Origin of the sequence: Streptomyces sp. NPDC046915 (genome assembly GCF_040644935.1) — a bacterium.
In the GTDB taxonomy this organism is placed as follows: domain Bacteria; phylum Actinomycetota; class Actinomycetes; order Streptomycetales; family Streptomycetaceae; genus Streptomyces.
Map to the genome: position 1 here is coordinate 149403 of NZ_JBEYXB010000004.1, position 24813 is coordinate 174215.

The 24813-nt window shown below is 71.1% G+C and carries 21 protein-coding genes; 13 read left to right on the forward strand and 8 right to left on the reverse strand.

What is annotated here, in order from left to right; all coding sequences use genetic code 11:
• Positions 1 to 213 precede the first annotated feature (213 nt).
• Genes ABZ915_RS12010 through ABZ915_RS12025 form a run of 4 tightly spaced genes read left to right on the forward strand, consistent with a single transcriptional unit; the run spans position 214 to position 4683 of the window.
• Complete coding sequence (locus tag ABZ915_RS12010) at positions 214 to 2769, forward strand: sensor histidine kinase KdpD (protein WP_361799866.1); 2556 nt, start codon at positions 214 to 216, stop codon at positions 2767 to 2769.
• Positions 2766 to 3452 (forward strand): response regulator, encoded by a 687-nt coding sequence (locus ABZ915_RS12015; protein WP_361799869.1) that lies wholly within the window; start codon positions 2766 to 2768, stop codon positions 3450 to 3452. The genes ABZ915_RS12010 and ABZ915_RS12015 overlap by 4 nt, the downstream gene beginning before the upstream one ends.
• Before the next feature lie 52 nt (positions 3453 to 3504).
• A complete protein-coding gene (locus tag ABZ915_RS12020) occupies positions 3505 to 3903 on the forward strand; it encodes an OB-fold nucleic acid binding domain-containing protein (protein ID WP_361799872.1) in 399 nt (132 codons plus the stop codon).
• 3 nt (positions 3904 to 3906) lie between these two features.
• Positions 3907 to 4683, forward strand: a complete 777-nt coding sequence (locus ABZ915_RS12025; RefSeq protein WP_361799874.1) for a DUF3159 domain-containing protein — start codon at positions 3907 to 3909, stop codon at positions 4681 to 4683.
• A gap of 102 nt (positions 4684 to 4785) precedes the next feature.
• Here the strand turns inward: ABZ915_RS12025 and ABZ915_RS12030 are convergent, their stop codons facing one another.
• Both ABZ915_RS12030 and ABZ915_RS12035 read right to left on the reverse strand, forming a co-directional pair.
• Positions 4786 to 5457: a TrkA family potassium uptake protein gene (locus ABZ915_RS12030; RefSeq protein ID WP_361439548.1), complete on the reverse strand. Its 672-nt coding sequence runs from the start codon at positions 5455 to 5457 to the stop codon at positions 4786 to 4788.
• Positions 5457 to 6128, reverse strand: coding sequence for a TrkA family potassium uptake protein (locus ABZ915_RS12035; RefSeq protein ID WP_361799876.1), 672 nt, complete (start codon positions 6126 to 6128; stop codon positions 5457 to 5459). The genes ABZ915_RS12030 and ABZ915_RS12035 overlap by 1 nt, the downstream gene beginning before the upstream one ends.
• 521 nt (positions 6129 to 6649) lie before the next feature.
• Here ABZ915_RS12035 and ABZ915_RS12040 point away from each other — a divergent pair.
• Positions 6650 to 8707: an APC family permease gene (locus ABZ915_RS12040; RefSeq protein WP_361799879.1), complete on the forward strand. Its 2058-nt coding sequence runs from the start codon at positions 6650 to 6652 to the stop codon at positions 8705 to 8707.
• Between the two features lie 102 nt (positions 8708 to 8809).
• On the forward strand, positions 8810 to 10138 hold the full coding sequence (locus ABZ915_RS12045; protein WP_361799882.1) for a TRAM domain-containing protein: 1329 nt from the start codon (positions 8810 to 8812) through the stop codon (positions 10136 to 10138).
• Positions 10139 to 10415: 277 nt separating this feature from the next.
• Here the strand turns inward: ABZ915_RS12045 and ABZ915_RS12050 are convergent, their stop codons facing one another.
• Complete coding sequence (locus ABZ915_RS12050) at positions 10416 to 11879, reverse strand: HAMP domain-containing sensor histidine kinase (protein ID WP_361799885.1); 1464 nt, start codon at positions 11877 to 11879, stop codon at positions 10416 to 10418.
• A complete protein-coding gene (locus tag ABZ915_RS12055) occupies positions 11876 to 12637 on the reverse strand; it encodes a response regulator transcription factor (RefSeq protein ID WP_361799888.1) in 762 nt (253 codons plus the stop codon). The genes ABZ915_RS12050 and ABZ915_RS12055 overlap by 4 nt, the downstream gene beginning before the upstream one ends.
• A 410-nt stretch (positions 12638 to 13047) precedes the next feature.
• Between ABZ915_RS12055 and ABZ915_RS12060 the strand changes: the two genes are divergently transcribed.
• The 4 genes from ABZ915_RS12060 to ABZ915_RS12075 are packed head-to-tail and all read left to right on the forward strand — an operon-like array spanning position 13048 to position 18875.
• Positions 13048 to 14622 carry an IucA/IucC family protein gene (locus ABZ915_RS12060; protein WP_361799891.1) on the forward strand — a complete coding sequence of 525 codons (1575 nt, stop codon included), beginning with the start codon at positions 13048 to 13050 and terminating at the stop codon, positions 14620 to 14622.
• 37 nt (positions 14623 to 14659) lie between these two features.
• Complete coding sequence (locus tag ABZ915_RS12065) at positions 14660 to 16369, forward strand: IucA/IucC family protein (RefSeq protein ID WP_361799894.1); 1710 nt, start codon at positions 14660 to 14662, stop codon at positions 16367 to 16369.
• Positions 16366 to 17574, forward strand: a complete 1209-nt coding sequence (locus tag ABZ915_RS12070) for a type III PLP-dependent enzyme (protein WP_361799897.1) — start codon at positions 16366 to 16368, stop codon at positions 17572 to 17574. Before ABZ915_RS12065 ends, ABZ915_RS12070 begins: the two co-directional genes overlap by 4 nt.
• Positions 17575 to 17588: 14 nt before the next feature.
• On the forward strand, positions 17589 to 18875 hold the full coding sequence (locus ABZ915_RS12075) for an MFS transporter (RefSeq protein WP_361799900.1): 1287 nt from the start codon (positions 17589 to 17591) through the stop codon (positions 18873 to 18875).
• 122 nt (positions 18876 to 18997) lie between these two features.
• Here ABZ915_RS12075 and ABZ915_RS12080 read toward each other — a convergent pair whose 3' ends face one another.
• Positions 18998 to 19711, reverse strand: a complete 714-nt coding sequence (locus tag ABZ915_RS12080; RefSeq protein WP_361799903.1) for a polysaccharide deacetylase family protein — start codon at positions 19709 to 19711, stop codon at positions 18998 to 19000.
• A 179-nt stretch (positions 19712 to 19890) separates the two neighbouring features.
• On the opposite strand from ABZ915_RS12080, the gene ABZ915_RS12085 reads away from it, so the two are divergent.
• On the forward strand, positions 19891 to 20568 hold the full coding sequence (locus ABZ915_RS12085; protein WP_361799906.1) for a phosphatase PAP2 family protein: 678 nt from the start codon (positions 19891 to 19893) through the stop codon (positions 20566 to 20568).
• Between the two features lie 409 nt (positions 20569 to 20977).
• Here ABZ915_RS12085 and ABZ915_RS12090 read toward each other — a convergent pair whose 3' ends face one another.
• The 3 genes from ABZ915_RS12090 to ABZ915_RS12100 are packed head-to-tail and all read right to left on the reverse strand — an operon-like array spanning position 20978 to position 23284.
• Positions 20978 to 22012: a M56 family metallopeptidase gene (locus ABZ915_RS12090; protein WP_361799909.1), complete on the reverse strand. Its 1035-nt coding sequence runs from the start codon at positions 22010 to 22012 to the stop codon at positions 20978 to 20980.
• Between the two features lie 4 nt (positions 22013 to 22016).
• Positions 22017 to 22445, reverse strand: coding sequence for a BlaI/MecI/CopY family transcriptional regulator (locus ABZ915_RS12095; RefSeq protein WP_361799912.1), 429 nt, complete (start codon positions 22443 to 22445; stop codon positions 22017 to 22019).
• Positions 22446 to 22498: 53 nt separating this feature from the next.
• Positions 22499 to 23284 carry a hypothetical protein gene (locus ABZ915_RS12100; RefSeq protein ID WP_361799915.1) on the reverse strand — a complete coding sequence of 262 codons (786 nt, stop codon included), beginning with the start codon at positions 23282 to 23284 and terminating at the stop codon, positions 22499 to 22501.
• A 403-nt stretch (positions 23285 to 23687) separates the two neighbouring features.
• Between ABZ915_RS12100 and ABZ915_RS12105 the strand changes: the two genes are divergently transcribed.
• Together ABZ915_RS12105 and ABZ915_RS12110 are read left to right on the forward strand one after the other, a co-directional pair.
• Entirely contained in the window at positions 23688 to 24008 is a 321-nt protein-coding gene (locus tag ABZ915_RS12105; RefSeq protein ID WP_361799918.1) for a hypothetical protein, read from the forward strand.
• 123 nt (positions 24009 to 24131) lie between these two features.
• Positions 24132 to 24785, forward strand: coding sequence for a response regulator transcription factor (locus tag ABZ915_RS12110; protein WP_361799920.1), 654 nt, complete (start codon positions 24132 to 24134; stop codon positions 24783 to 24785).
• Positions 24786 to 24813: the final 28 nt, after the last annotated feature.

The window sequence follows — 24813 nt, forward strand, 5'->3', positions numbered from 1 at the left end:
GGGCGTCGCCGTACACACCTGCGAGGGGCCGCATCCCGGTTCGGGGTGCGGCCCCTCGCGCGTCCCGGTGCGCCGGGCACGGCGGAAGCGTCGGTTCACCCATCAGGGTTGCGTCAAAGATGCCCCCCGTATCCGTTCTCCTCCCGTTCGCCGGCATCGATGGCCGTAGGGTCGACGCTGCGTAGGCGGTAGTCACCGGAAGACAATGGGGCCATGGCACGGGGCAAGCTTCGGATCTATCTCGGTGCGGCGCCGGGCGTGGGCAAGACGTACGCCATGCTGTCCGAGGCGCACCGCCGGATCGAGCGGGGCACCGACTGCGTGGTGGGCTTCGTCGAGCACCACGACCGGCCGCGCACCGAGGTGATGCTGCACGGGCTCGAACGGGTGCCGCGCAGGGAGCTGGAGTACCGGGACGGCCGCTTCACCGAGATGGACGTGGACGCCGTCCTGCGAAGGGCCCCCGCCGTCGCCCTGGTCGACGAGCTCGCCCACACGAACGTCCCCGGTTCCCGCAACGCCAAGCGCTGGCAGGACGTCGAGGAACTGCTCGCCGCCGGGATCGACGTGGTCTCGACGGTCAACATCCAGCACCTGGAGTCGCTCGGCGACGTCGTGGAGTCCATAACGGGCGTACGGCAGCAGGAGACCGTACCGGACGAGGTGGTACGGCGGGCGGCCCAGATCGAGCTGGTCGACATGTCCCCGGAGGCGCTGCGCCGGCGCATGGCACACGGCAACATCTACACGCCCGACAAGGTGGACGCCGCACTCTCCAACTACTTCCGGCCGGGGAACCTGACCGCCCTGCGCGAGCTGGCGCTGCTGTGGGTGGCCGACCGGGTCGACGAGTACCTGAAGCAGTACCGCAGCGAGCACCGGGTCTCGGCGATATGGGGCTCGCGGGAGCGGATCGTGGTGGGCCTGACCGGCGGCCCGGAGGGCCGGACGCTGATCCGGCGCGCCGTACGGCTGGCCGAGAAGGGTGCCGGCGGCGAGGTGCTCGCCGTCTACATCTCCCGCAGCGACGGGCTCACCTCCGCCTCGCCCAAGGAGCTCGCCGTCCAGCGCACCCTCGTCGAGGACCTCGGCGGCACCTTCCACCAGGTCGTCGGCGACGACATCCCCGCCGCCCTGCTGGACTTCGCGCGCGGGGTCAACGCCACCCAGATCGTGCTGGGCTCCTCCCGGCGCAAGACCTGGCAGTACGTCTTCGGACCCGGCGTCGGCGCCACGGTCGCCCGGGACTCCCGCCCCGATCTGGACGTGCACATCGTCACCCACGACGAGGTCGCCAGGGGGCGCGGGCTGCCCGTGGCCCGCGGCGCCCGCCTCGGCCGCTCGCGGCTGGTGTGGGGCTGGCTGGTCGGCGTGATCGGCCCGGCGGTCCTGGCGGTGCTGCTCAACAACGTCGACCTGGGCCTCGCCAACGACATGCTGCTGTTCCTGACGGTGACGGTGGCCGCGGCCCTGCTCGGCGGCCTCTTCCCGGCCCTGGCCTCGGCGGCGGTGGGCTCGCTGCTGCTGAACTACTTCTACACACCACCCCTGCACCGCTGGACGATCGCCGACCCGAAGAACATCGTCGCCATCGTGATCTTCGTGTCCGTCGGCGTCTCGGTGGCCTCCGTGGTGGACCTCGCGGCCCGGCGCACCCATCAGGCGGCGCGGCTGCGCGCCGAGTCGGAGATCCTCTCCTTCCTCGCGGGCAACGTGCTGCGCGGCGAGACCGGCCTGGAGGAGCTGCTGGAGCGGGTCCGGGAGACCTTCGGGATGGAGTCGGCGGCCCTGCTGGAACGGGCCGGCGACGTCGACCCGTGGACGTGTGCGGGCCGGGTGGGCGTCGGGCGGCCCGTGGCGCGGCCCGACGAGGCGGACGTCGACGTGCCGGTCGGGGACCACATGGCGCTCGCGCTGACCGGCCGGGTGCTGCCCGCCGAGGACCGCCGGGTGCTGGCCGCCTTCGCCGCGCAGGCCGCCGTCGTCCTGGACCGCAGGCGCCTGAAGGAGGAGGCCGACCAGGCCAAGGAACTGGCCGAGGGCAACCGCATCCGCACCGCGCTGCTGGCCGCCGTCAGCCACGACCTGCGTACCCCGCTGGCCGGTATCAAGGCGGCGGTGTCCTCGCTGCGGTCGGACGACGTGGCGTGGTCGGAGGAGGACCGGGCGGAGCTGCTGGAGGGCATCGAGGACGGCGCCGACCGGCTCGACCATCTGGTGGGCAACCTGCTCGACATGTCCCGCCTCCAGACCGGCACGGTCACCCCGCTCATCCGCGAGATCGACCTCGACGAGGTGGTCCCGATGGCGCTGGGCGGCGTCCCCGAGGGCAGTGCCGAGCTGGACGTCCCCGAGACCCTGCCCATGGTCGCCGTCGACCCCGGGCTGCTGGAGCGGGCGGTGGCGAACCTGGTGGAGAACGCCGTCAAGTACAGCCCCCCGGAGCGGCCCGTCCTGGTCGCCGCCAGTGCCATCGCCGACCGGGTGGAAGTACGGGTGGTGGACCGCGGACCCGGTGTCCCCGACGAGGCCAAGGACCGCATCTTCGAGCCCTTCCAGCGGTACGGGGACGCCCCGCGCGGCGCCGGCGTCGGCCTCGGCCTCGCGGTCGCGCGCGGCTTCGCCGAGGCCGTGGGCGGCACCCTGAACGCCGAGGACACGCCCGGTGGCGGCCTCACGATGGTCCTCAGCCTCCGCGCGGCAGGAGCGCGTCCCGGGCTCCTCCCCGCGGCGGACGGCACCGCAGACCGTGAAAGGCAGATTTCATGACCCGTGTCCTGGTGGTCGACGACGAGCCGCAGATCACGCGCGCGCTCGTGATCAACCTCAAGGCGCGCAAGTACGAGGTGGACGCCGCCCCGGACGGCAGGACCGCGCTCGACCTCGCCGCCTCCCGCCACCCCGACGTGGTCGTCCTGGACCTGGGTCTGCCCGACATGGACGGCGTCGAGGTCATCAGGGGGCTGCGCGGCTGGACCCGGGTGCCGATCCTGGTGCTGTCCGCCCGGCACTCCTCCGACGAGAAGGTCGAGGCGCTGGACGCGGGCGCCGACGACTACGTCACCAAGCCGTTCGGCATGGACGAGCTGCTCGCCCGGCTGCGGGCCGCCGTCCGCCGGGCCGAGCCGGTCGGCTCCGGCGAGGACGACGTGACCACGGTGGAGACCGAGCAGTTCACCGTCGACCTGACCGCGAAGAAGGTCAACCGGGGCGGCAGGGACGTCCGCCTGACGCCCACCGAGTGGCACCTGCTGGAGGTGCTGGTCCGCAACACCGGCCGGCTGGTCGGCCAGAAGCAGCTGCTCCAGGAGGTGTGGGGGCCGTCGTACGGGACGGAGACGAACTACCTGCGCGTCTACATGGCCCAGCTCCGCAGAAAACTCGAGGCCGACCCCTCCCACCCGAAGCACTTCATCACGGAGCCGGGGATGGGCTACCGGTTCGAGAAGTGAGGCGCGGCCGGGGATTACGTGGCCGTCAGCGGGCCCCGGTACGCTTTCAGGCATGAGTGCTGTTCCTCGTTCCGAAAAGCCGGCCGGCCGGTTCCGGCGCATGCTCGACCGGCTTTCCTCGTCTCAGGAGGACCTGGAGTCGGAGGAGCTCAGGGAGGACGCCGACACCGCGGGCTGTACCCGGATCGGTGACTGCCAGGACCGGCAGATCGTCACCGTAACTGGTACCTTGCGCACGGTCACCCTGCGGCCGCGCGCCGGTGTTCCGGCCCTGGAGGCCGAACTGTTCGACGGCTCCGCCGCGCTGGACGTGGTGTGGCTCGGCAGGCGCTCCATCGTGGGCATAGAACCGGGGCGCAGGCTCATCGCATCGGGCCGGATCTCGATGAGCCGGGGCCGCCGGGTGCTGTTCAACCCCAAGTACGAACTGCGACCCCTCGGACGGGAGTAGCCGGTGACGTCACTCGACAAGCCGACCGAAGACACACAGACGGACGAGGCTCGGACGGACGACGCGCGGGCGGTGACCGAGGCCGCGCTGTTCGAGGCGTTCGGCGGTGTCCGGGGCATGGTCGAGACCGTCCTGCCCGGCCTCCTCTTCGTCACCATCTTCACGATCAACAAGGACCTGCACTGGTCGGCGATCGCGGCGCTGGCCGTGTCCCTGGTCCTGGTCGTGGTCCGGCTGGCGATGAAGGACACCGTCAAGCACGCCTTCAGCGGTGTGTTCGGCGTCGCCTTCGGTGTCGTCTTCGCGATGTTCACGGGCAACGCCAAGGACTTCTACCTCCCCGGCATGCTGTACACGCTGGGCCTCGCCCTGGCGTACATCATCACGACCCTCGCCGGAGTCCCCCTGATCGGCCTGATCCTCGGCCCGGTCTTCAAGGAGAACCTCTCCTGGCGGACCCGCAATCCCGGGCGCAAGACGGCCTACGCCAAGGCCAGCTGGGCCTGGGGCCTGATCCTGCTCGCCAAGTGCGCGATCCTCTTCCCGCTGTACTGGTGGGCCAACACGGCGCAGCTCGGCTGGGTGCTGGTGACCCTGAAGATCCCGCCCTTCCTGCTGGCCGTCTGGCTCACCTGGGTCTTCCTCGCGAAGGCGCCCGCGCCGATCGACGTGTTCGCGGAGATGGAGGCCGAGGAGAGGGCCGAGAAGGAGCGGCAGGCCGCGACGAGCGCGGACCACGGCGAGGCGCCGAGCGCGGGCCGGCACCGGCGCGAGGCCTAGGGCCTGTCCGGCGGCGCACCGAGCCGCGCACGGCTTCCGTACGAGGACGGGGGCGCCCACAGATCTGTGGGCGCCCCCGTCCTCGTATCGGTCGGGAGACCGTCAGCCGTCCTCCCGCCGCACCGACAGCAGGTCCTCCAGCTGCTCCTCCCGGGCCTGCGCGGCCACGAACAGCAGCTCGTCGCCCGGCTCCAGGGAGTCCTCCTTGGAGGGGGTGAGGACGCGGTTGCCGCGGATGATGGTGACCAGGGAGGTGTCCTGCGGCCACTCGACGTCGCCGACCTGGGTGCCGGCCAGGGCCGACTCCTCGGGCAGGGTGAGCTCGACGAGGTTGGCGTCGCCGTGGCTGAAGCGGAGCAGCCGGACCAGGTCGCCGACGCTCACCGCCTCCTCGACCAGGGCGGACATCAGGCGCGGGGTGGAGACGGCGACGTCGACACCCCAGGACTCGTTGAACAGCCACTCGTTCTTGGGGTTGTTCACCCGGGCCACGACGCGCGGAACGCCGTACTCCGTCTTCGCGAGCAGCGACACGACCAGGTTGACCTTGTCGTCGCCGGTCGCGGCGATGACGACGTTGCAGCGCTGGAGCGCCGCCTCGTCCAGGGAGGTGATCTCACACGCGTCGGCGAGCAGCCACTCCGCCTGCGGGACCCGCTCCACCGAGATGGCGGTCGGGGCCTTGTCGATCAGCAGGACCTCGTGGCCGTTCTCCAGCAGCTCGCCCGCGATCGAGCGGCCGACCGCACCGGCACCGGCAATGGCGACCCTCATCAGTGACCGCCCTCCTCTTCCGGGCCCTCGGCGAACGTCGCCTCGACCTTCTCGACGTCGTCCGACCGCATCATGACGTGCACCAGGTCGCCTTCCTGGAGCACCGTCTGCGAGGTGGGCAGGATCGCCTCGCCCAGGCGGGTCAGGAACGCCACGCGGACGCCCGTCTCCTCCTGCATCTTGCTGATCTTGTGCCCGACCCACTTCGGCGAGGCGTGCACCTCGGCGAGCTGCACCCCACCCGTGGGGTCGCGCCACAGCGGCTCCGCGCCCGAGGGCAGCAGGCGGCGCAGCATCTGGTCGGCGGTCCAGCGGACCGTGGCCACGGTGGGGATGCCCAGACGCTGGTAGACCTCCGCGCGGCGGGGGTCGTAGATGCGGGCCGCCACGTTCTCCACGCCGAACATCTCGCGGGCCACCCGCGCGGAGATGATGTTCGAGTTGTCACCGCTGGAGACCGCGGCGAAGGCGCCGGCCTCCTCGATGCCCGCCTCGCGCAGGGTGTCCTGGTCGAATCCGACCCCGGTGACCCGGCGTCCGCCGAACCCCGGGCCGAGCCGGCGGAAGGCGGTGGGGTCCTGGTCGATCACGGCGACCGTATGGCCCTGTTGCTCCAGGGTCTGGGCAAGAGCGGAGCCCACTCTCCCGCAGCCCATGATGACGATGTGCACGGTTCTACTCCGCACTCCTCGCTAGGCCGCTGACTTGCGTGAACGTCGTGCTCATATCCTTCTCTCGGGCTCGCCGGGCAACGGGTGGGGGACCCGTGCCGGATCCGCCGGGCAACATCATGCCGGGGAAACCCGCCGATGATCCCCCGTGGGTACCGATCGCGGCTCTCGAGTGCCCGAATCCACGGTAGCCGCAGGCACCGACAGCCGGCCGCTCGGCAAAGACACCCCAAGATTTGGCCCAAGGAACGGCCAAGCGTCCGCTCGCCGGCGCGTGATGCTGCGCACGCTCCACAGCGTCAGGATTCCGAGGCCGACGAGGGCGGTCACGGCGCCGATCAGCTCTGCGGTCGCGGGCATTGAACCTCCGAGGGGCGGCTACGTGCGGGGTTTGCCATCCAGGCACGGTGGGCAACCGGACCACGGAATCCGCAGTTCCAAGCGTCTGCGAGTTCACTCGTCGGGAATAAACGAGACGGCGGGTGGGCGGCAGCCAGTTCGAAGGCTTACGATCCTCTCTCGTGTCCAAACTGACCGACGTGCCCAAACGGATCCTGATCGGGCGCGCACTGCGCAGTGACCGGCTGGGCGAAACGCTCCTGCCGAAGCGCATCGCACTCCCCGTCTTCGCCTCCGACCCGCTGTCCTCCGTGGCGTACGCCCCCGGCGAGGTGCTGCTGGTCCTGTCCATCGCGGGCGTGTCGGCGTACCACTTCAGCCCCTGGATCGCGGTCGCGGTCGTCGTGCTGATGTTCACCGTGGTCGCCTCCTACCGGCAGAACGTGCACGCCTACCCCAGCGGCGGCGGTGACTACGAGGTGGCCACCACCAACCTCGGTCCCAAGGCCGGGCTCACCGTCGCCAGCGCGCTGCTCGTCGACTACGTCCTCACCGTCGCCGTCTCCATCGCCTCCGGCATCGAGAACCTCGGCTCCGCGGTCCCCTTCGTCGTCGAGCACAAGGTGTTCTGCGCGACCGCCGTGATCGTGCTGCTGACCCTGATGAACCTGCGCGGCGTGAAGGAGTCCGGCAAGCTCTTCGCGATCCCGACGTACGTCTTCGTCGGCGGCGTCTTCATCATGATCGCGTGGGGCGCCTTCCGCGGTCTGGTCCTCGGCGACAGCATGCGCGCCCCCACCGCCGACTACCACATCAAGGCCGAACACCAGGGCCTGGCGGGCTTCGCCCTGGTCTTCCTGCTGCTGCGCGCCTTCTCCTCCGGCTGTGCCGCGCTCACCGGCGTCGAGGCGATCTCCAACGGCGTACCGGCCTTCCGCAAGCCCAAGTCGAAGAACGCGGCGACCACGCTGGCGATGATGGGCCTGCTGGCGGTCACCATGTTCTGCGGCATCATCGCCCTGGCCATGGCGACCAAGGTCCGCATGGCCGAGAACCCGGCCACCGACCTGATCCACAACGGCGTCGCCCTCGGCACCGGCTACGTCCAGAACCCGGTGATCTCCCAGGTCGCCGAGGCGGTGTTCGGCAAGGGCAGCTTCCTGTTCATCGTGCTCGCCGCCGCCACCGCCCTGGTGCTGTTCCTGGCCGCGAACACGGCGTACAACGGCTTCCCGCTCCTCGGCTCGATCCTCGCCCAGGACCGCTACCTCCCGCGCCAGCTGCACACCCGCGGCGACCGCCTGGCCTTCTCCAACGGAATCGTGCTGCTGGCCGGCGCGGCGGCCCTGCTCGTCGTCATCTACGGCGCCGACTCCACCCGCCTGATCCAGCTGTACATCGTCGGCGTGTTCGTGTCCTTCACGCTCAGTCAGACCGGCATGGTCCGGCACTGGAACCGCCACCTGGCCACCGAGCAGGACCCGAACAAGCGCCGCCACATGGTGCGCTCCCGCGCGATCAACGCCTTCGGTGCCTTCTTCACGGGCCTGGTGCTGGTCGTCGTCCTCGTCACGAAGTTCACGCACGGCGCCTGGGTGGCGCTCCTCGGCATGTGCATCTTCTACGCGACGATGACCGCGATCCGTAAGCACTACGACCGGGTCGCCGAGGAGATCGCGGCCCCCGAGAGCCCGAGCGACGACAGCGTACGGCCGTCCCGGGTGCGCTCGATCGTGCTGATCTCCAAGATCCACCGCCCCACCCTGCGCGCCCTGGCCTACGCCAAGCTGATGCGCTCGGACACCCTGGAGGCGCTCACCGTCAACGTCGACCCGGCGGAGACGAAGGCGCTGCGCGAGGAGTGGGAGCGGCGCGGCATCGAGGTACCGCTGAAGGTGCTGGACTCGCCCTACCGCGAGATCACCCGCCCGATCATCGAGTACGTCAAGGGCCTGCGGAAGGAGTCGCCGCGCGACGCGGTCTCGGTGATCATCCCCGAGTACGTGGTCGGCCACTGGTACGAGCACCTGCTGCACAACCAGAGCGCGCTGCGCCTCAAGGGCCGCCTGCTGTTCACGCCGGGCATCATGGTGACCTCGGTGCCGTACCAGTTGCAGTCCTCCGAGGCGGCGAAGCTCCGGGCCCGCAGGCGGCAGGACTGGAACGCGCCGGGTGCGGTGCGCCGCGGTCCGGCCGAGCAGCGGGCGCACACGGAGAAGCAGCCCAGCGCGAGGGACTGACGCGCGCGCCGGGGACCGGACGGCGGCACGTAGACTGGTGGGCTGTTGTCAGGCCCCCGCCGCGGGCCGCCCCGTCCCTCCCCGATCTGGAGTCACCCCACCATGCAGGCAGAACCGAAGAAGTCGCTGGTGGGGGAGGAGTACGAGGTCGAGATCGGCCCCGTCGCCCACGGCGGTCACTGCATCGCCCGCACCGCCGAGGGCCAGGTCCTGTTCGTCCGGCACGCGCTGCCCGGCGAGCGCGTCCTGGCCCGGGTGACGGAGGGCGAGGAGGGCGCCCGCTTCCTTCGCGCGGACGCCGTCGAGGTCATCGAGGCCTCCAAGGACCGCATCGACGCCCCCTGCCCGTACGCCGGCCCCGGCCGCTGCGGCGGCTGCGACTGGCAGCACGCCAAGCCGGGCGCCCAGCGCCGCCTCAAGGGCGAGGTGATCGCCGAACAGCTCCAGCGGCTGGCCGGCCTCACGCCGGAGGAGGCCGGCTGGGACGGCACCGTGGTCCCCGCCGAGGGCGACAAGCTGCCGGCGGGCGAGGTGCCGCAGTGGCGGACCCGTGTGCAGTACGCCGTAGCCCCCGACGGCCATGCCGGTCTGCGGCGCCACCGCTCGCACGAGGTCGAGCGGATCGACCACTGCATGATCGCCGCGGCGGGCGTCAGCGAGCTGGGCATCGAGAAGCGCGACTGGACCGGCATGGACGTGGTCGAGGCGATCGCGGCGACCGGCTCCCAGGACCGCCAGGTGGTCCTCACCCCGCGTCCCGGCGCCCGCCTCCCGCTGGTCGAACTCGACAAGCCCGTCTCGGTCCTCCGGGTCGACGAGAGGTCCGGCGGCGTCCACCGCGTCCACGGCCGCCCCTTCGTCCGCGAACGCGCGGACGGCCGTACCCACCGCGTCGGAGGCGGCGGCTTCTGGCAGGTCCACCCCAAGGCCGCGGACACGCTGGTCACGGCGGTCATGCAGGGCCTGCTGCCCCGCAAGGGCGAGATGGCCCTCGACCTCTACTGCGGTGTCGGCCTCTTCGCGGGCGCCCTCGCCGACCGCCTCGGCGAGGCCGGCGCGGTCCTCGGCATCGAGTCCGGCAAGCGCGCGGTCGAGGACGCCCGCCACAACCTCGCCGACTTCCCCCGCGTCCGCATCGAACAGGGCAAGGTCGATTCCGTCCTGCCCCGCACCGGCATCACCGAGGTCGACCTCATCGTCCTCGACCCCCCGCGCGCGGGCGCCGGCCGCGGCACAGTAGCCCACCTCGCCTCACTGGGCGCCCGCCGCATCGCCTACGTCGCCTGCGACCCCGCCGCGCTGGCCCGCGACATCGCGTACTTCCGCGAGGGCGGGTACCGGGTGCGGATGCTTCGGGCGTTCGATCTGTTTCCGATGACGCATCACGTGGAGTGCGTCGCCATCCTTGAGCCTGCCGCAAAGGGCTCCTGACCTGCAAGTTCGAGTGATGTGCGCTGTGGGCGTCACGGGCGATGTCTTCACGCACGTTCTGACGTGACGTCAGGTGTTTTGGGGTGCGGGTCAGTAGCCCGCGAGGGCTGGGAGCCGGCCGAGGGCTTTCCCCGAACCTTGCCGAGTCGGTAGGAGTCGGGGCCGTGCGGGCTCCGGTGGTGAAGGAAGGGCCGCAGGTCGTCAGGACGGGTTCTGGGACGCCGGGCAGCTGGGGAGATGCCCGGGGTGCGCAACCGATGTGTAGGGCACCCGCGCCTCACCGTGCGGGTGCGGATCGGGCCGCCGTGTCGATGTCCGCGGTGGTGACGAGGCGATCCTGCTGCTCGCGGCATTCGGCGTGCCGGAGGCGGACGACGGCGTCGAGCCCGCCGCCGGGGGCTGCCTCCAGGGTGACCTCGCCGCCTCCGGCGCGGGTGAGGTGCCGGACCAGTGGCAGACCGAGGCCGGTGCCGTCGTGGTCGGCGTGGGGAGCTCGCCAGAAGCGGTCGAAGGCTCTGCGCCGTTCGGTCTCGGTCATGCCGGGGCCCTGGTCGATCACATGCAGCTCGGCCATGGACGGGGTGCGGGTGCCTTGTGCGGGGGTGGTGATGACGGCCAGCGTGACAGAGGTTCCCGGCGCGGACACGCGGAGCGCGTTGGAGAGCAGGTTGTCGATGATCTGTTCCAGTGCGCCGGGGACTGCCAACACCGGAACGGACGTGCCTCCGGACACGATGAGGTCGACCTGCTGCTCGTCGGCGAAGGCCGCCCAGATGTCCGCGCGATCGGAGACGACGGCATTGAGATCGGCGGCTTCTGCCCGGATCTCCGTGTTCTCCAGCCGTGCGAGAGCGAGCAGCCCCTGCACCATGAGGCTGAGCCGCTCCAGTTCCCCGAGTGCCTTGTCGAGGCTGTCCTGGGCGCAGGGGGCGAGGTGCGGCTCGAAGTTCTCCAGGCGCAGGCGTAGCGAGGTCAGGGGCGTCTTCAGCTGGTGTGACACGTCGGAGGCGAACGCCTGCTGAGCCTGGAGCAGGTGCTGAAGCCGGGTCGCGGTCCGCGTGAACGACGCGGCGAGCCGGCGCAGTTCCGGCGGCCCGTGGTCGGTGGCCGGGGGATCGGTGATCCGGCCTTCGGCGAGTTGCGCGGTGGCGCGTTCCAGGGCCTGCACCGGGCGGGTGATCGAGCGCGCGAGTGCGAACCCGATCAGGGAGGCCACGGCGAGGACCCCGAGACCGAGAGCGGCGAGGACCAGCCAGGTGGTGCGCACCCTGGCCTTGAGCGGGCCCAGTGCGTACACCGTTCGCACCACACAGGCGACGGCGGGACTGGACCCGCCTGGCACGGTGACGAAGAGGAATTCACTGTCCGCGGGCGGGGCCCTGCGCGTGCCGACGGTGGGGCGGTCGTGCAGTGCCGTGGAGATGTCCGGCTCGGCGGACAGGTCCTTGCCGACCACGGCGTGGGCAGCGGTGTCGGTGAGGACGACACCCCGGCGATCGGCGACAAGCACGGTACCGCCGGTCCGCCGCCCGTACGCGCGGGCGAGGTCCGGCAGGTCGGTTGTCAGTCCGTGCTCCATCTTGTCCTCGCAGACCTCCGCGAGCGTCATCGCCCCTTGCTCCGCCGTGCGGGAGAAGCGGGCCAGCTCGCTGCGGGCGTAGAAGACGCCGAACGGCACTTCGAGCGCGAGCAGGACGAGCAGTATGAGGCTCAGGTGGCTGAGCAGGAGGCGACGGGTCACCGGATCTCTCCGCCGCGCGCCTGCACCGCGGAGGAAGTGGCGTCGAGGTGTGCCGGGGGAACGAGGCGGAAGCCGATTCCGCGGATGTTCTCGATCCATGATGCGTCGCCGAGTTTGCGGCGCAGCGCGGCGATGTGGACGTCCAGGGTCTTGGTGGGGCCGAAGAAGTTCGGTTCCCAGACCGTGTCGAGGATCTGCCGGCGGGAGCAGACGGCGCCGGGGTCCTCGGCGAGGCAGGTGAGCAGGTCGAACTCCTTGGGTGCGAGGGCGATGGACGACTGGTGCAGGTGTACCTGCCGGGTGCGGCGGTCGATGGTCAGCGGGCCGATCCGCTGGATGTCGGGCGTCCCGGGGTGATCGAGGCCGTCCGAGCGCTTCGAAGATCCACACTGGGGGTCCGCAACCGCTGGGCGGGCGCGGCGGGTGACGGCCCGGATCCGGGCGACGAGTTCCCGTACGCCGAAGGGCTTGGAGACGTAGTCGTCCGCGCCCAGTTCGAGCCCGAGCACACGGTCCACCTCGTCGTCCCTGGCCGTGATCATGATGATCGGTACGGACGAGCGGGACCTCAGAGCCCGGCAGACGTCGATGCCGTCCATGTCGGGCAGCCCCAGGTCCAGCAGCACCATCGCCGCCTCCGGCGCGGCGAGGCCCTCGGCCCCCGTTCTGGCGTGTTCCACGGCGAACCCGAAACGGCGCAGCCCCTCCGCCAACGGCCCGGCCACCCGGTCGTCGTCCTCGATCAGCAAGACACGCATGCCGAAAGGCTCACAGACAGCGGCCACGGCGCGTGGCGCAAACGCCGCAAGCTCCCCCGAGCCAGTGATCTTCCACGGTCGGCTCATTCGCTGTGGCGCGGCTTCTTGACGACATCAAGGGCCTGGCCAGCGTGGCGTAAGCAAAGAGTTAAGACGTCGGACGCCGGTGCTCGGTCTCCCAGGTGACAGTCGGAATCTGATCCAGGGTCAGCCTCCAGGTCCCGTCGTCCTCCGCGGCTGGATCGGCCGGAACCGCGCAAGGCGAAACGCTGTTTCGGGGGCTGTCCGCGACCTCCCGTTGTATTCGCTCTGGCAATTCCCTTGATCGTCTTCCCGTAGCGTCGGTTCGGCGGTCGGTGCCACCGGAGCACCACCGGACAACCCGCCACCGCAAGAACCAGGGACACCGCATGCCCATCGACGAACTGCGCCGCATCCGACCGGACCTGGTGGAGCCCTTCGCGACCGCGCTCCCGGAAGCACGCGCCACCGTGCTGGCCCGACTGTGGGGCGCCTTCGGACGAGAACCCCTGCCCGGTGTGACCACGCGTCGCCGTGAGTCCGAATCCTTGGTTGTCGAGCTGCAACGGGGCGGTTCGCTCACGGGGGCCGAGGCGGGGGCGCGTCCGTTCGCCGACGTTTCGCGGGACTTCGCCGTGTCGGGGCCGGAGGGGCCGATCAGCGACCCGGCCCGGCTGCTGGGACAGCTGGGCCTGCGTACCCCCGCGGCGGAGCGTCTGGCGGCCGAACTCGACAACAGCGTCGTCAACCTGGCCCTGGCCAGAGCCGCGAACGCGGGCCGGAAGGGCACTCCGGCGGACTCGGCGGATGCCGAGCAGGCGGTCGTCGACGGCCACCCGCAGCACCCCTGCTGCCGGACGCGCACCGGCATGTCCGTCGCCGATGTGCTCGCCTACGCGCCCGAACACCACCCGGTCGTCCGACTGGCACTGGTCCGGGTCCCGGCCGACCGCTGGCAGGGCGCCGGCGACTGGCCGCGGACACTGCGGGACGGCGACGCCTACCTGCTGCCGCTGCACCCCTGGCAGCGGGACCACGTGCTCCGGCACCACCGCGACCTGGCCGTCGTGGAGGAGACGATCCCGGCCCGCCCGCTGCTGTCGCTGCGTACCCTCGCACCGCTGGGCGCCCTGCCCGGCTGCCACGTCAAGACCGCGCTCGACGTCCAGGTCACCAACTACCGGCGCACCATCTCCCCGGCCGAGGTCGCCGACGGGCCCCCACTGTCCGACCTGGTCGCGGCCGTCATCGACAAGGCCGGACACGGCGACAGCCTGCGCGTCCTGCGGGAGCTGGGCGGCGGCTCGGTGTGCGTGGACGGACAGCCCTCCCCAAGCCTCACCACCATGATCCGGGAATCGACCGACTGCCACCTCGACGCCGGGGAGATCGCCGTTCCGCTCACGGCCGTGCACGCGACCGGAGCCGCCATGGTGTCGGGGGACCCGATGCGCTGGCTGGCGGACCTCGCCGGCCTCGTCCTGCCGCCGGCCCTGACGCTGCTGTCCATGGGGGTGGCACTGGAGGCACACGGCCAGAACACCCTGGTCGTCCTGCGGAACGGACGGCCGGGGCGGGTGCTGTACCGGGACCTGGACGGCGTGCGGGTCAGCCCGCGTCGCCTGGCCCGGTGCGGTTTCACCCTGCCCCCGCTGCTCGGCACCCGCGCCGGCGACGACGTGGGCGCTCTGCACACCAAGCTCTTCGGCGGCCTGGTCAGCGGGGTCTTCAGCGAGCTGGTCGACATCCTCGGCCGGACCAGGGCGGCTGAGCCACGGGCGCTGTGGGGCACGGTCGCCGAGGCCGGACGCCGCGTGTTCGCCGCCCTGCCGGACCAGGAGGACGCGGCAGCGTTCTTCGGGGACACGATGCCGCTGAAGGCGACCATCGCCATGCGCCTGTCCGAGAACCCGGGCGCCGCGCAATGGACGTCCGTGCCCAACCCCCTGGCGCTGTGCCGTTGACCTCCGACACCGACCGCTGTCCCACTGGAGCGACCACATGACCACCGGCACGGCCCCCCACACCGATAGCGCCACCACCGTCCCTTCCCCGACCGCGGAGCCGTCGCGGACGGCCGACCTCGTCACCACCCACACACTGCTCAACTGCCTGATCCGCGAGGTCTCCGCCCCCGAGCACCAGGTGACGGTCGTCGACGACCACCTCCTGCTACGACTGCCCCGCCGGGGCCTTCTGCTCCGTGCCGATCTGCGTCGGACCTCGTTGATCGGAGCCCATCGCTTCCAGGGCTCGGTGCAGCGGCTCGACGGCGATTCCTGGGTGACCGTGGACTGGCGCGAGCTGGCCGGCTGCATCCAGGACGAACTGGAACAGCGCACGGGCCTGGCCAACGAGGAGTTCCTGGGCCAGGTGGCGGACAGCCGGGAGACGATCCGCGTCGTACTGGAGGAGCGGGCGGGTGTCCGGGCGCCCGCGGATTCGTACGTGGCCTCGGAGCAGTCCCTGGTGTTCGGCCATCGTTTCCACCCCACGCCCAAGGCCCGTACCGGCGACCCGGCGGACTGGCTGGCGTACGGCCCGGAGACCGGCACCCGCTTCCGCCTGCGCTACCTGGCCGTGCGGCGCCACCTCGCACGGGAGGAGGGCGAGCCGCACGCGCTGGACGCGCTGCACCCGGTGGCCGACCCGGAGTTCGCCGTACTCCCCGTGCACCCCTGGCAGTACCGGCTGCTGAAGGACTGCGACCGGCTGCGCGAGGCGGTCGCCGCCGGGGATGTCGTGGACACCGGCACGGGCGGACCGGAACTGGTGCCGACCGCATCGGTGCGGACGCTGTACGCCCCGGAAACCGACGCGTTCCTGAAGTTCAGCCTCAACGTCCGCCTCACCAACTGCGTCCGCAAGCACGCGAGTTACGAGCTGTCCGGTGCCGTCGCCCTCAACCGGCTGCTCCAGCCCGTCTTCGCCCGGCTCACCGACCGCTTCCCGGGCTGCGCGCTCCTGGCCGAGCCCGGCTACCGCACCCTCGACACGGCCGGCGACACCGCCCTCCTGGAGGGCTTCGGCGTCATCGTCCGCTCCGGCCTGCGCCACCATCTGCGTCCCGGGGTCACACCCCTGCTCGCCGCCGCGGTGGCGGACGAGTATCCGACCGGCGCAGCCCATGTCTCCCAGCTGCTCGCCCGCGGCGACGGTGACATCCTGGCCTGGTGGGACGCGTACCTCGGGCTGTTGCTGCCGCCGGTACTGGCCGCCTACTTCGAACACGGCGTCGTGCTCGAACCCCATCTGCAGAACGTCGTCGTCGGCGTCGAGGCCGACGGCACGCCCGCGCAGATGTTCTTCCGCGACCTGGAGGGCACCAAGCTCCTGCCCGGCCGCCACCGGCAGGCCCTCGCCGACCTCCCGGACGAGGTGCGCGGTCCCCTCACCTACGACCCCGAACACGGCTGGAACCGGGTTGCGTACTGCCTCCTGGTCAACCACACCGCCGAACTCCTCAGCGCGCTGGCCGACCTCGACCCGGCGCTGGAACCCGCCCTGTGGGGCCTGGTCCGCGACCACCTCGCCGGCTACGCCCGCACCGCCGCCGAACCGCCGCGCCTGCGCGCCCTGCTGTCCGGCGTACCGCTGCCGGCCAAGGCCAACCTCCTGCTGCGCTGGTCCCGCAAGGCCGACCGCCACGCGACCTACGTGCCCCTGCCCAGCCCGCTCGGCGCGGACTTCCCCCGCGAGGTGGTCCGGTGAGGCCCGAGACGTACGACCTCGTCGCCGCGCTGCCCGACGACGATCTGCCCGCCTATGTCTACGACCTGTCCGACCTGCGCGAACACGTGCGTACGATCCGGGACGCACTGCCGGACCGCGTCGAGCTGCTGTATGCGGCCAAGGCCAACTCCGACCCCCGGATCCTGCGCACCCTCGCCGCACACGTCCACGGCTTCGAGGTGGCCTCCGGCGGCGAACTGGACCACGTCCGCGCCATCGTCCCCGAAGCACCGATCGCCTTCGGCGGCCCGGGGAAGACCCAGCAGGAGCTGGCCCGCGCACTGGACGCGGGAGCCGAGCGCCTGCACATCGAGAGCGAACACGAACTCCGCCTGCTCAGCACTCTGCTGGGCGACCGGACCGTGGACGTCCTGCTGCGCGTCAACCTGCCCGTCGACGTGGGCCGGGTCGCCCTGGCCATGGGCGGCGGGCCGTTCGGGATGGATCCCGTACAACTCGACCGCTGCCTGGAGGTGATGGAGTCGGTCCCGGGCGTCCGACTACGCGGCCTCCACCTCCACCTTGCCAGCGGCCTCCAGGCCCAGCCCCATCTCCTGCTAGTCGACAAGGTCCTCGCCTGGGCCGAGAGCTGGGCCCGCGATCGCGGAGTGGACCTGCGCGAAGTCAACGTGGGCGGCGGCATGGGCGTCGACTACACGCATCCGCCCAGAGTGTTCGACTGGCCGGCCTTCGGCGCCGGACTGCGCCGGATCCTCGCCCGCCATCCCCACCTCACCCTCCGGATCGAACCAGGCCGCTCGGTCAGCGCCTACTGCGGTTGGTACGTCACCCAGGTCCTGGACATCAAGTTCAGCCGGGGGCACGCGTTCGCCGTACTGCGCGGAGGCACCCACCACCTGCGCACCCCAGCCGCGAAACAGCACGACCAGCCCTTCGAGGTGATCCCCGACGACACCTGGCTCCGGCCCTGGAACCGTCCCGGGGTCCGGGACGCGCCGGTGACGCTGGTCGGGCAGCTGTGCACGCCCAAGGACGTACTGGCAAGCCGGATCATGATCGAACGGCTGCGCGTCGGCGACCGCGTCGCCTTCGCCATGGCCGGCGCCTACGCGTGGAACATCTCCCACCACGCGTTCCTCATGCACCCCCACCCGACCTTCCACCACCTCGACGACACCGGCGCGCCCGTCGCAGGCGACACGTATGTCCGCCAGACGTCATGAGTGCCGTCTTTCGCATGCCGGTGACGCAAGCACTCGCCGTCCGCAACCTCCGGCGCTACCTGCTCGGGCAGCTGGTCTCCAACATCGGCACATGGATGCAGCGCGCCGCCCAGGACCTGCTCGTCCTTCACACCACCGGCAACAGCGGCAGCGCGGTCGGCATCGTGACCGCACTTCAGTTCCTGCCGCAGACCCTGCTCGGACTGACCGGAGGCGTGCTGGCCGACCGGTACCCCAAGCGACGGACGCTGCTCCTGACCCAGACGGCGATGGCCGCCCAGTCGCTCCTGCTGGGACTGCTCACGGTGACCGGAGCGGTGAACCTGCTGTCCCTCTACGCGCTGGCCTTCGCCCTCGGCACCGCCACCGCCGTGGACAGTCCCGCCCGCAACGCCTACATCTGCGAACTCGTCTCCCGCGAGCACACGGCCGGCGCGGTCAGCCTGAACGCCGCCCAGTTCAACGTGGCCCGTGCCGTCGGACCGGCCCTCGCCGGCCTGACCGTCGCAGCGTTCGGCACCGGCCCGGTGTTCCTCCTGAACGCCGCCTCGTACCTGGCCGTCCTCTACGGCCTGACCACCATCCGTACCGACGCGCCGGATGCCCCTGTCCGCCCGCGACCGGGTCCCACCCGAGCGCGCGAGGCACTCCGCCACATCGCCACCACCCCGGAACTGCTCCTGCCGATCAGCCTCATCGCCTTCGTCGGCACCTTCGGTCTCAACTTCCAGGTCACCGTCTCGCTCGTCGCCGTCACGGTGTTCCACACGGGCGCCGCCACCTTCGGCTACCTCTCCGCCGCCTACGCTCTGGGCAGCCTCCTCGGCGCGATCCACTGGGCCAACCACGGCAAGCCGCCCACCGCACGCCGTCTGACCTCCACCACGATCGGCTTCGGCGCACTGGAAGTCGCGCAGGGCCTCATGCCGAGCTACGGCTCGTTCCTGGTCCTGCTGTTCCTCACCGGATGTGCCGCGGTGACCGTGACCACCACCGCCAACGCGCTGATCCAGCTCCATGCCGACCCACGGCTGAGGGGCCGCGTCCTGTCCGTCTACTTCCTCGTCCTCCTCGGCGGCACCCCCGTCGGCGCCCCGCTGGTCGGCCTGGTGTCCGACGCTCTCGGGGCCCGCTTCACCCTGGTCCTGGGCGGCGTCATCTCGTTCATCACCGCGCTCGCGCTCTCCGTCTCGTTCGCGAGCCGAACCCGACGCCGGATCCGCATCACAGAACCGACACCTGTGACCAGCACACCGTTTGCTTCAGTCCGGCCGAAGAGCGAGCGGCAGCCCGACCTCTGATGTGGCGGAACGCAGCCAACGGACGTGGTGAACTGGAGGAAGAACGCCGGAAGTTCTGGGGTCGCCCGGGCGAACACCGGCAGCGCAGCAGGCGCTGGGCGGCGTGTTCCCGGCGTGAGCGTTCACCCGCGGGGCAGGCCGGGGAGGCCGTGTTCGCGCAGGGGGCCGACCTGCCAGCCGCGTTCCTGGCAGGTGTCGAGGATGCGCGGCAGCGCGGTGAGGGTGGTGCGCCAGGAGCCGGTGGTGGAGGTGCAGTCGGAGTCGTGCAGCAGGACGGTCCCGCCACCGCGCAGGTCCGTCAGGAGGGTGTGCTCGACGGACTGTGGGGTGGCCCGCCTGCGCCAGTCCTCGCCCCAGCAGGTCCACAGCACCGGGGTCAGACCGAGGCGCCGGCAGACCAGATGGGCGGCGGTGCTCATCACCGCGGCGGTGCTCATCACCCCGTACGGCGGCCGGAAGAGCACGGGTGGCCTGCCGGTGACGTCGGCCACGGCGTCGCGGGCGCGGGCGAGGTCGTCATCGGCGGCGCGGGGACCGCGGAGCAGCAGCGGGCGGTGGTGCCAGCCGTGGACGGCGATCTCGTGCCCGGCAGCAGCCGTCTCCTTGGCCGGCCCCGGTGAGCGGGCCGGCATGGGGCCGAGCAGGAAGAAGGTGGCCCGCAGCCCGCGTGCGTCGAGGAAGTCGAGGAAGCGCGGGGTGGACAGGTGGTCGGGGCCGTCGTCGAAGGTGAGCGCGACGTGATCCGGCCGGCCGCGGCCGGCCAGACGCGGCATGACCGCGTCGCGCAGCGGCCCGAACGTGGAGACAACGGCCGCACTGTGCGGCGGACGGCCCACCCTCCTCGTATCTACAAGATGTAGTAGATTAGTCGGGTGGTCACTCTGGCGTAGTCGCCAAGTCATTCAAACGACACCTCACAAGCGCGAGGCGACCGGTGACAGAGCCCGAACCCCATTGCCGCTCGCTCATCCCGTGAGCACGTGACGCACTCACAAGGACGGAAGGACCCCTCCCTATGACCGCGGCCGCCACCGCGCAACTGGCCCTCGACGGATCCGGCATCGACGGCTCGTTGTTCACCTCGGTCACCGACTTCGCACGTGACACCAAGTGGCTCAACACGCCCATGGAGGTGTGGACCAACCTTGGTCTCGGGGTCTTCGCCATCCTCATGATCGCGGGCTGGTGGACCGCACGCCGCCGTGGCCCGCAGGCGATGACCGTCGCGCTGGCCGCGCCGGTCGCCGTCCTGACAGCCTTCGCCGCCGCCGAGGTCGTCAAGAAGCTCGTCGCGGAGGTGCGGCCCTGCCGGTCGATACCCCACGCCTACTTCGTCGACACCTGCCCGGCACCTTCGGATTACGCCTTCCCCAGCGGGCACGCCGCCGTCGCCGCCGCGACCGTGGCAGCGCTCTTCCTGCTCGACCGCCGGCTGAGCGCCGTCGCCGCCGCGTTCGCCGTACTGGAGGGCTTCAGCCGGGTCTACGTCGGCGCTCACTACCCCCACGACGTCCTCGGCTCCGCTGCCGTCGCCCTCCCGGTCGCCTTCCTCGTCAGCTCGGCACTGGGCCGGTGGGCCACCCCGCTGGTCGGCTCCCTGAGCCATGGGTCGCTGCGCCCATTGCTGACGACCGAGCTCAACGCCACCACAGCGCCGGCCCAGCAAGCCGCTTCGGCCGTGGATCCACTCTGACCGCCCGTCCGACGGCGCAGCCTCACAACATCTTGCGGCGTGCCAGAACGGCCAGGACCAAGAGGCCCGGCACCAGGGGGCCCGGCACCAGGGCCGGCGAGCCGGCTGCCGGCAGCGAGTCGGCCGTGTGCCAGTGGGACCTGGGGGAAGGCGCGCGTAGACCGGGCCGTCCCGACGGACCCGGAGCCGGCCCCCAGGCGTAGCCCTGCCGCTTGCCGCCAGCGGCAGTGACGCAGACTCGGCGTAGACGGGCCGGGCGCCGGCATCGGGCTCACGCTCGCCCGTGAACCGGCCTTCTCGCTCGGCGGCCGGCTCGCCGTGGTGCGAGCCGTGCGCCGCGCATGTCCGCCGTACTCCTGCCGGTCCGCCGGGCGACCGCGCGACGGGGTGAGGACCGGCGCCCGGCAGGTCAGAAGTGCAGCTCTCCGTGCTCCGGACGATCAGGGGCGGCACGGCAGCCGTCCGGTCCGTGCCCAGGGGCATCGTCGTGGTCGGTCGGCGCGGCGGCGGCGGCGGTGGTGGTATTGGCATGTGCCCTGCACAGTGCCCACTGCGCGCTGTCCAGCATGCGGTCGCTGTCCGAGGCGGCGTTGGCCAGGCTCGCGCAGCAGACGGCCAGCAGCAGACCGCCCGCCAGCAAGGGCAGGCTGCGACGGGCGGGCGGCGGGGCCAGCAGGGCCCGTACCCGCTGGGGCACCACCCCGCCGGTCGCGGCCAGCGCGGCGGGACGGGACGCACCGGCGGATGCCAGGGCCGCGCGGCCCACGGCGTGGGCGACGACCGTACGGTCACCGACCCGCTCGGCGGCCTCCTCGTCGGCCCAGCGCTCCAGGACGAAGTTGCCCGCGACGGCCACCGGCCGCAGCAATGGGTTCAGGGCGGACGTAAGCCGCCACACGCTCTGGAAGACGTGGTGACGCCCGCGCAGATGCGCCCGCTCGTGGGCGAGTAGTGCCTCGCGCTCGGCGTCACCGAGACGGCGCAGCATCCCCCGGGAGACGACGATCCGGCCCGGTGACCCAGGCAGTGCGAAGGCCAGCGGGACGTCGTCGTCGAGTACGGCCAGCTCCGTGTGTCCGGGCAGGTCGGCGCACTCCCGCCGGGCCCGGAGCAGGTGGCGGCCCTGCCGGACTGCGGCCACGCCGAAGGAGACGACACACGCCGCGAGCACCAGGGTGCTGACGGCCGCGACCACGGCATAGACGGGATCCTGGGAGCGCAGCGCGGACACGGACCAGCGGCCCTCCTCGGCGACTTGCGGGATCTGCGCCACTCCGGTGAAAGCCAGCAGGGCAAGGGATCCAGCCCATCCGGCCGCCGTCACCAGCGCGGCGCAGGCCAGCGCCAGGGCCGCTGGGCGCGGGGGCAGCCGGTGCGCCACGGGCGGTGCGAGCACGGCGAGTGCGGCCGTGACGAGGAACGGGATGTAGACGCTGATCAGCACCGGCTCAGCGCTTCCCGGGCGAACGCCGGTCCTCGCGGAGTGCGTCGTCGTGACTGGACAACAACTGCTGGAGCAGGTGCTCGTCCTGTTCGGACAGTTCCGAGACGAAGCGGGCCAGCACCGCCTGACGGTCGGAGCCACCCGTCAGGAGAGAGTGCATGCGCTGGGCGGTGTGCGAGGCCTCGTCCCGGGCCGGCTCGTAGGCGTAGCCACGGCCCTCGCGGTGCCGTACCAGCATGCCCTTGTCATGCAGCCGGGACAGGATGGTGAGCACGGTCGTGTAAGCGAGGTCGCCCGGCAGCCGTTCCCGGACTTCCCGCGCGGTCCGCGGACCGTCTGCCGCCCAGAGCGCGGCGAGCACATCGCTCTCCAGTTGGCCGCGAGCCCGCCTGCCGGATGCCTCGTGGGCTTCCTCGTCTCCTTGGCCCGTCACCTCACCGTCCGCCTTCCCTCGCCGTCGTCGCGTACAGGCTACCCGCCCATGTCCTACTTGTTGTAGGACGTGTCCTTGCGTGAGACCGCCAGGTAGCCGACGAAGCAGGCGATGGCGACCGTCCAGGCGAGGGTGACCGGACCGAGTCCGAACCCGAGGCCGCCACGAGTGTGCCCGAGTGCCATCCAGTCGGCGAGGGATGCGCCCAGGGGGCGGGTGATGACGTACGCCGTCCAGAAAGCGGGCACGGCGGCCAGGGTTCCGAAGCGGTGGGCGAGTGCGGGAACGCAGATCGCCACGGCGAAGAGGACGGCCGAGCCGAGGTAGCCGAATCCGGCGGTCGCGGTGAGGTCGCCGGCGGCGGTGCCGAGGGCGAAGGTGGCCAGGACGGCGGCCCAGTAGAAGAGCTCCCGGCTGCGGGTGGTGATGCTGTGGATGGACAGGGTGCGCTCGACGGCGTACCAGAGGGCGAAGACCGCGGCCAGCGTGACGAGGAAGAGCGGAGTGGACACGATGTACGGCACGCCGAGACCGACGTGCAGCACGTCGGCGGCCATCGTGCCGAAGACGCTGACCATGACGACTGCCGTCCAGTAGACCCAGGCGACGTAACGGCGCACGGCGAACTGCACGGCCAGGGAGAGCGCCAGGGCGAGACCTCCGAGACCGACCGCCGGCACCGGGCCGAGGACCTTGGCCAGCAGATCCGACGCGGTCTCGCCCATCCCGGTGGTGAGAACCTTGATGATCCAGAAGTAGGCGGTCACTTCCGGCACCTTGTTCGCCATGGTGCGCAAGGGGGTGAGGGGGCGGTCGTCGAGGAGACGGTCTGTGGTCATGGTGCGCACGATGGCATGGCCCCCTTCCGCCGTCCCAGGCCCCTTTACCGTCGCTTGGAGACTTCCGGTGCATGAATTTCATTACCGCGCGTCCAGCCTGACCACAACCTGAATGCCTCGCCGAAGCGCCTGGTCACGGCGGTTATGAGGGTGATAGCACCGGCGCGAGGACCGTCGAGACCGTCGCGGCGGTCCAGGGGGTACGCGTCCCGATGAACAGGCTGATCGTCGGAGGGCGTCGGCCATGACGCCACCTCCGTCGTCTCGCCCGACCCCCGGCGATATGTGAGATTCCGGACGATTCCCGAACGGCTACTACATCACGTAGAGGTAGGGCGTAGGGTGAGGGGCATCGCGGGAACCGGGTCTGTCTGAACTCATTCATCCGAAAGGACGCTGCCCCATGACGGCACCGATTCCGGCGGCGTCCCAGCTGGCCGTGAACGTGCTCGACGCCCACTCCCTGCTGGCGTCCTTCGGTGTGCTGGGCGTCGCGGTGGTGATGTTCGCCGAGACAGGCCTGCTGGTCGGATTCTTCCTGCCGGGCGACTCCTGGAGCGTCGGCCTCACCCTCGCGGGGTACGCGCTCGGCTCGTCGATCCCGAACGTCGACCGCTACCTGCTCCCGCTGGTGGCACTGATCGTCGTCGTGTCTCTGGTCCCCCTCGTCGCCGAGGTGTACCGCGGGCGCCGGGCGGCACGGTTCGAGGAGGGGCGAGGGTGATCAGCGCCCGGTCGGTGGCGGGGGTTGCGTCAGCGGGTGCACCGCACTGGTGGATCTCGCGCACTACCAGGGCGCCGGCCAGGGAAAATAGAGAACCGTTGCTGAAGTACCTAGGGTCAGCCTGTGGCTTTTATTGTGGTGTGTGAGGATGATGCGGCGGTCCGTGACGTCCTCAAGCGTGCACTTGAGCACGACGGCCATACGGTCGCAGTCGCTTCCACCGCGGACAGCCTGCTGCGGCAACTCGAGCCGCTCCCTCACCTGGTCGTTCTGGATCTAGGGCTCCCGGACGCCGACGGCCGCGATGTCTGCCTGGCGCTGCGGGCCCGTGGCGTTGATGCCCCGGTGCTGATGCTCACCGCTCTGGACGGCATGCATCACAAGGTGGGCGGCTTCGAGGCGGGAGCCGACGACTACATGACGAAACCGTTCGACATCCCGGAGTTGCTGGTGAGGGTCCGCGCCCTGCTACGCAGAACAACCGCGACGACCCCACCGAGGGGCGTCGTTCTCGATCCGGCGAAACATGTCGTGATCCACGGTTCGACGAGCGAGAGCCTGACGCCGACCGAGTTCCGGTTGCTGGGCAGGCTCATCGCCTCACAGGGCGACGCGGTACGCCGCCACGCCCTGGTCGCCGCGGGCTGGCCGCATGGCGCGCAGGTCAGCGACAACACCCTTGACTCCTATGTTCGCCGGCTACGGACCAAGCTCGGTGCGCTGGGCGTGGCCGATCGCCTGGCGACGGTCCGGGGGGTGGGCTATCGATGGGAGTGACAGGCTTCCGTGGGAGGGTTGTCGCTCT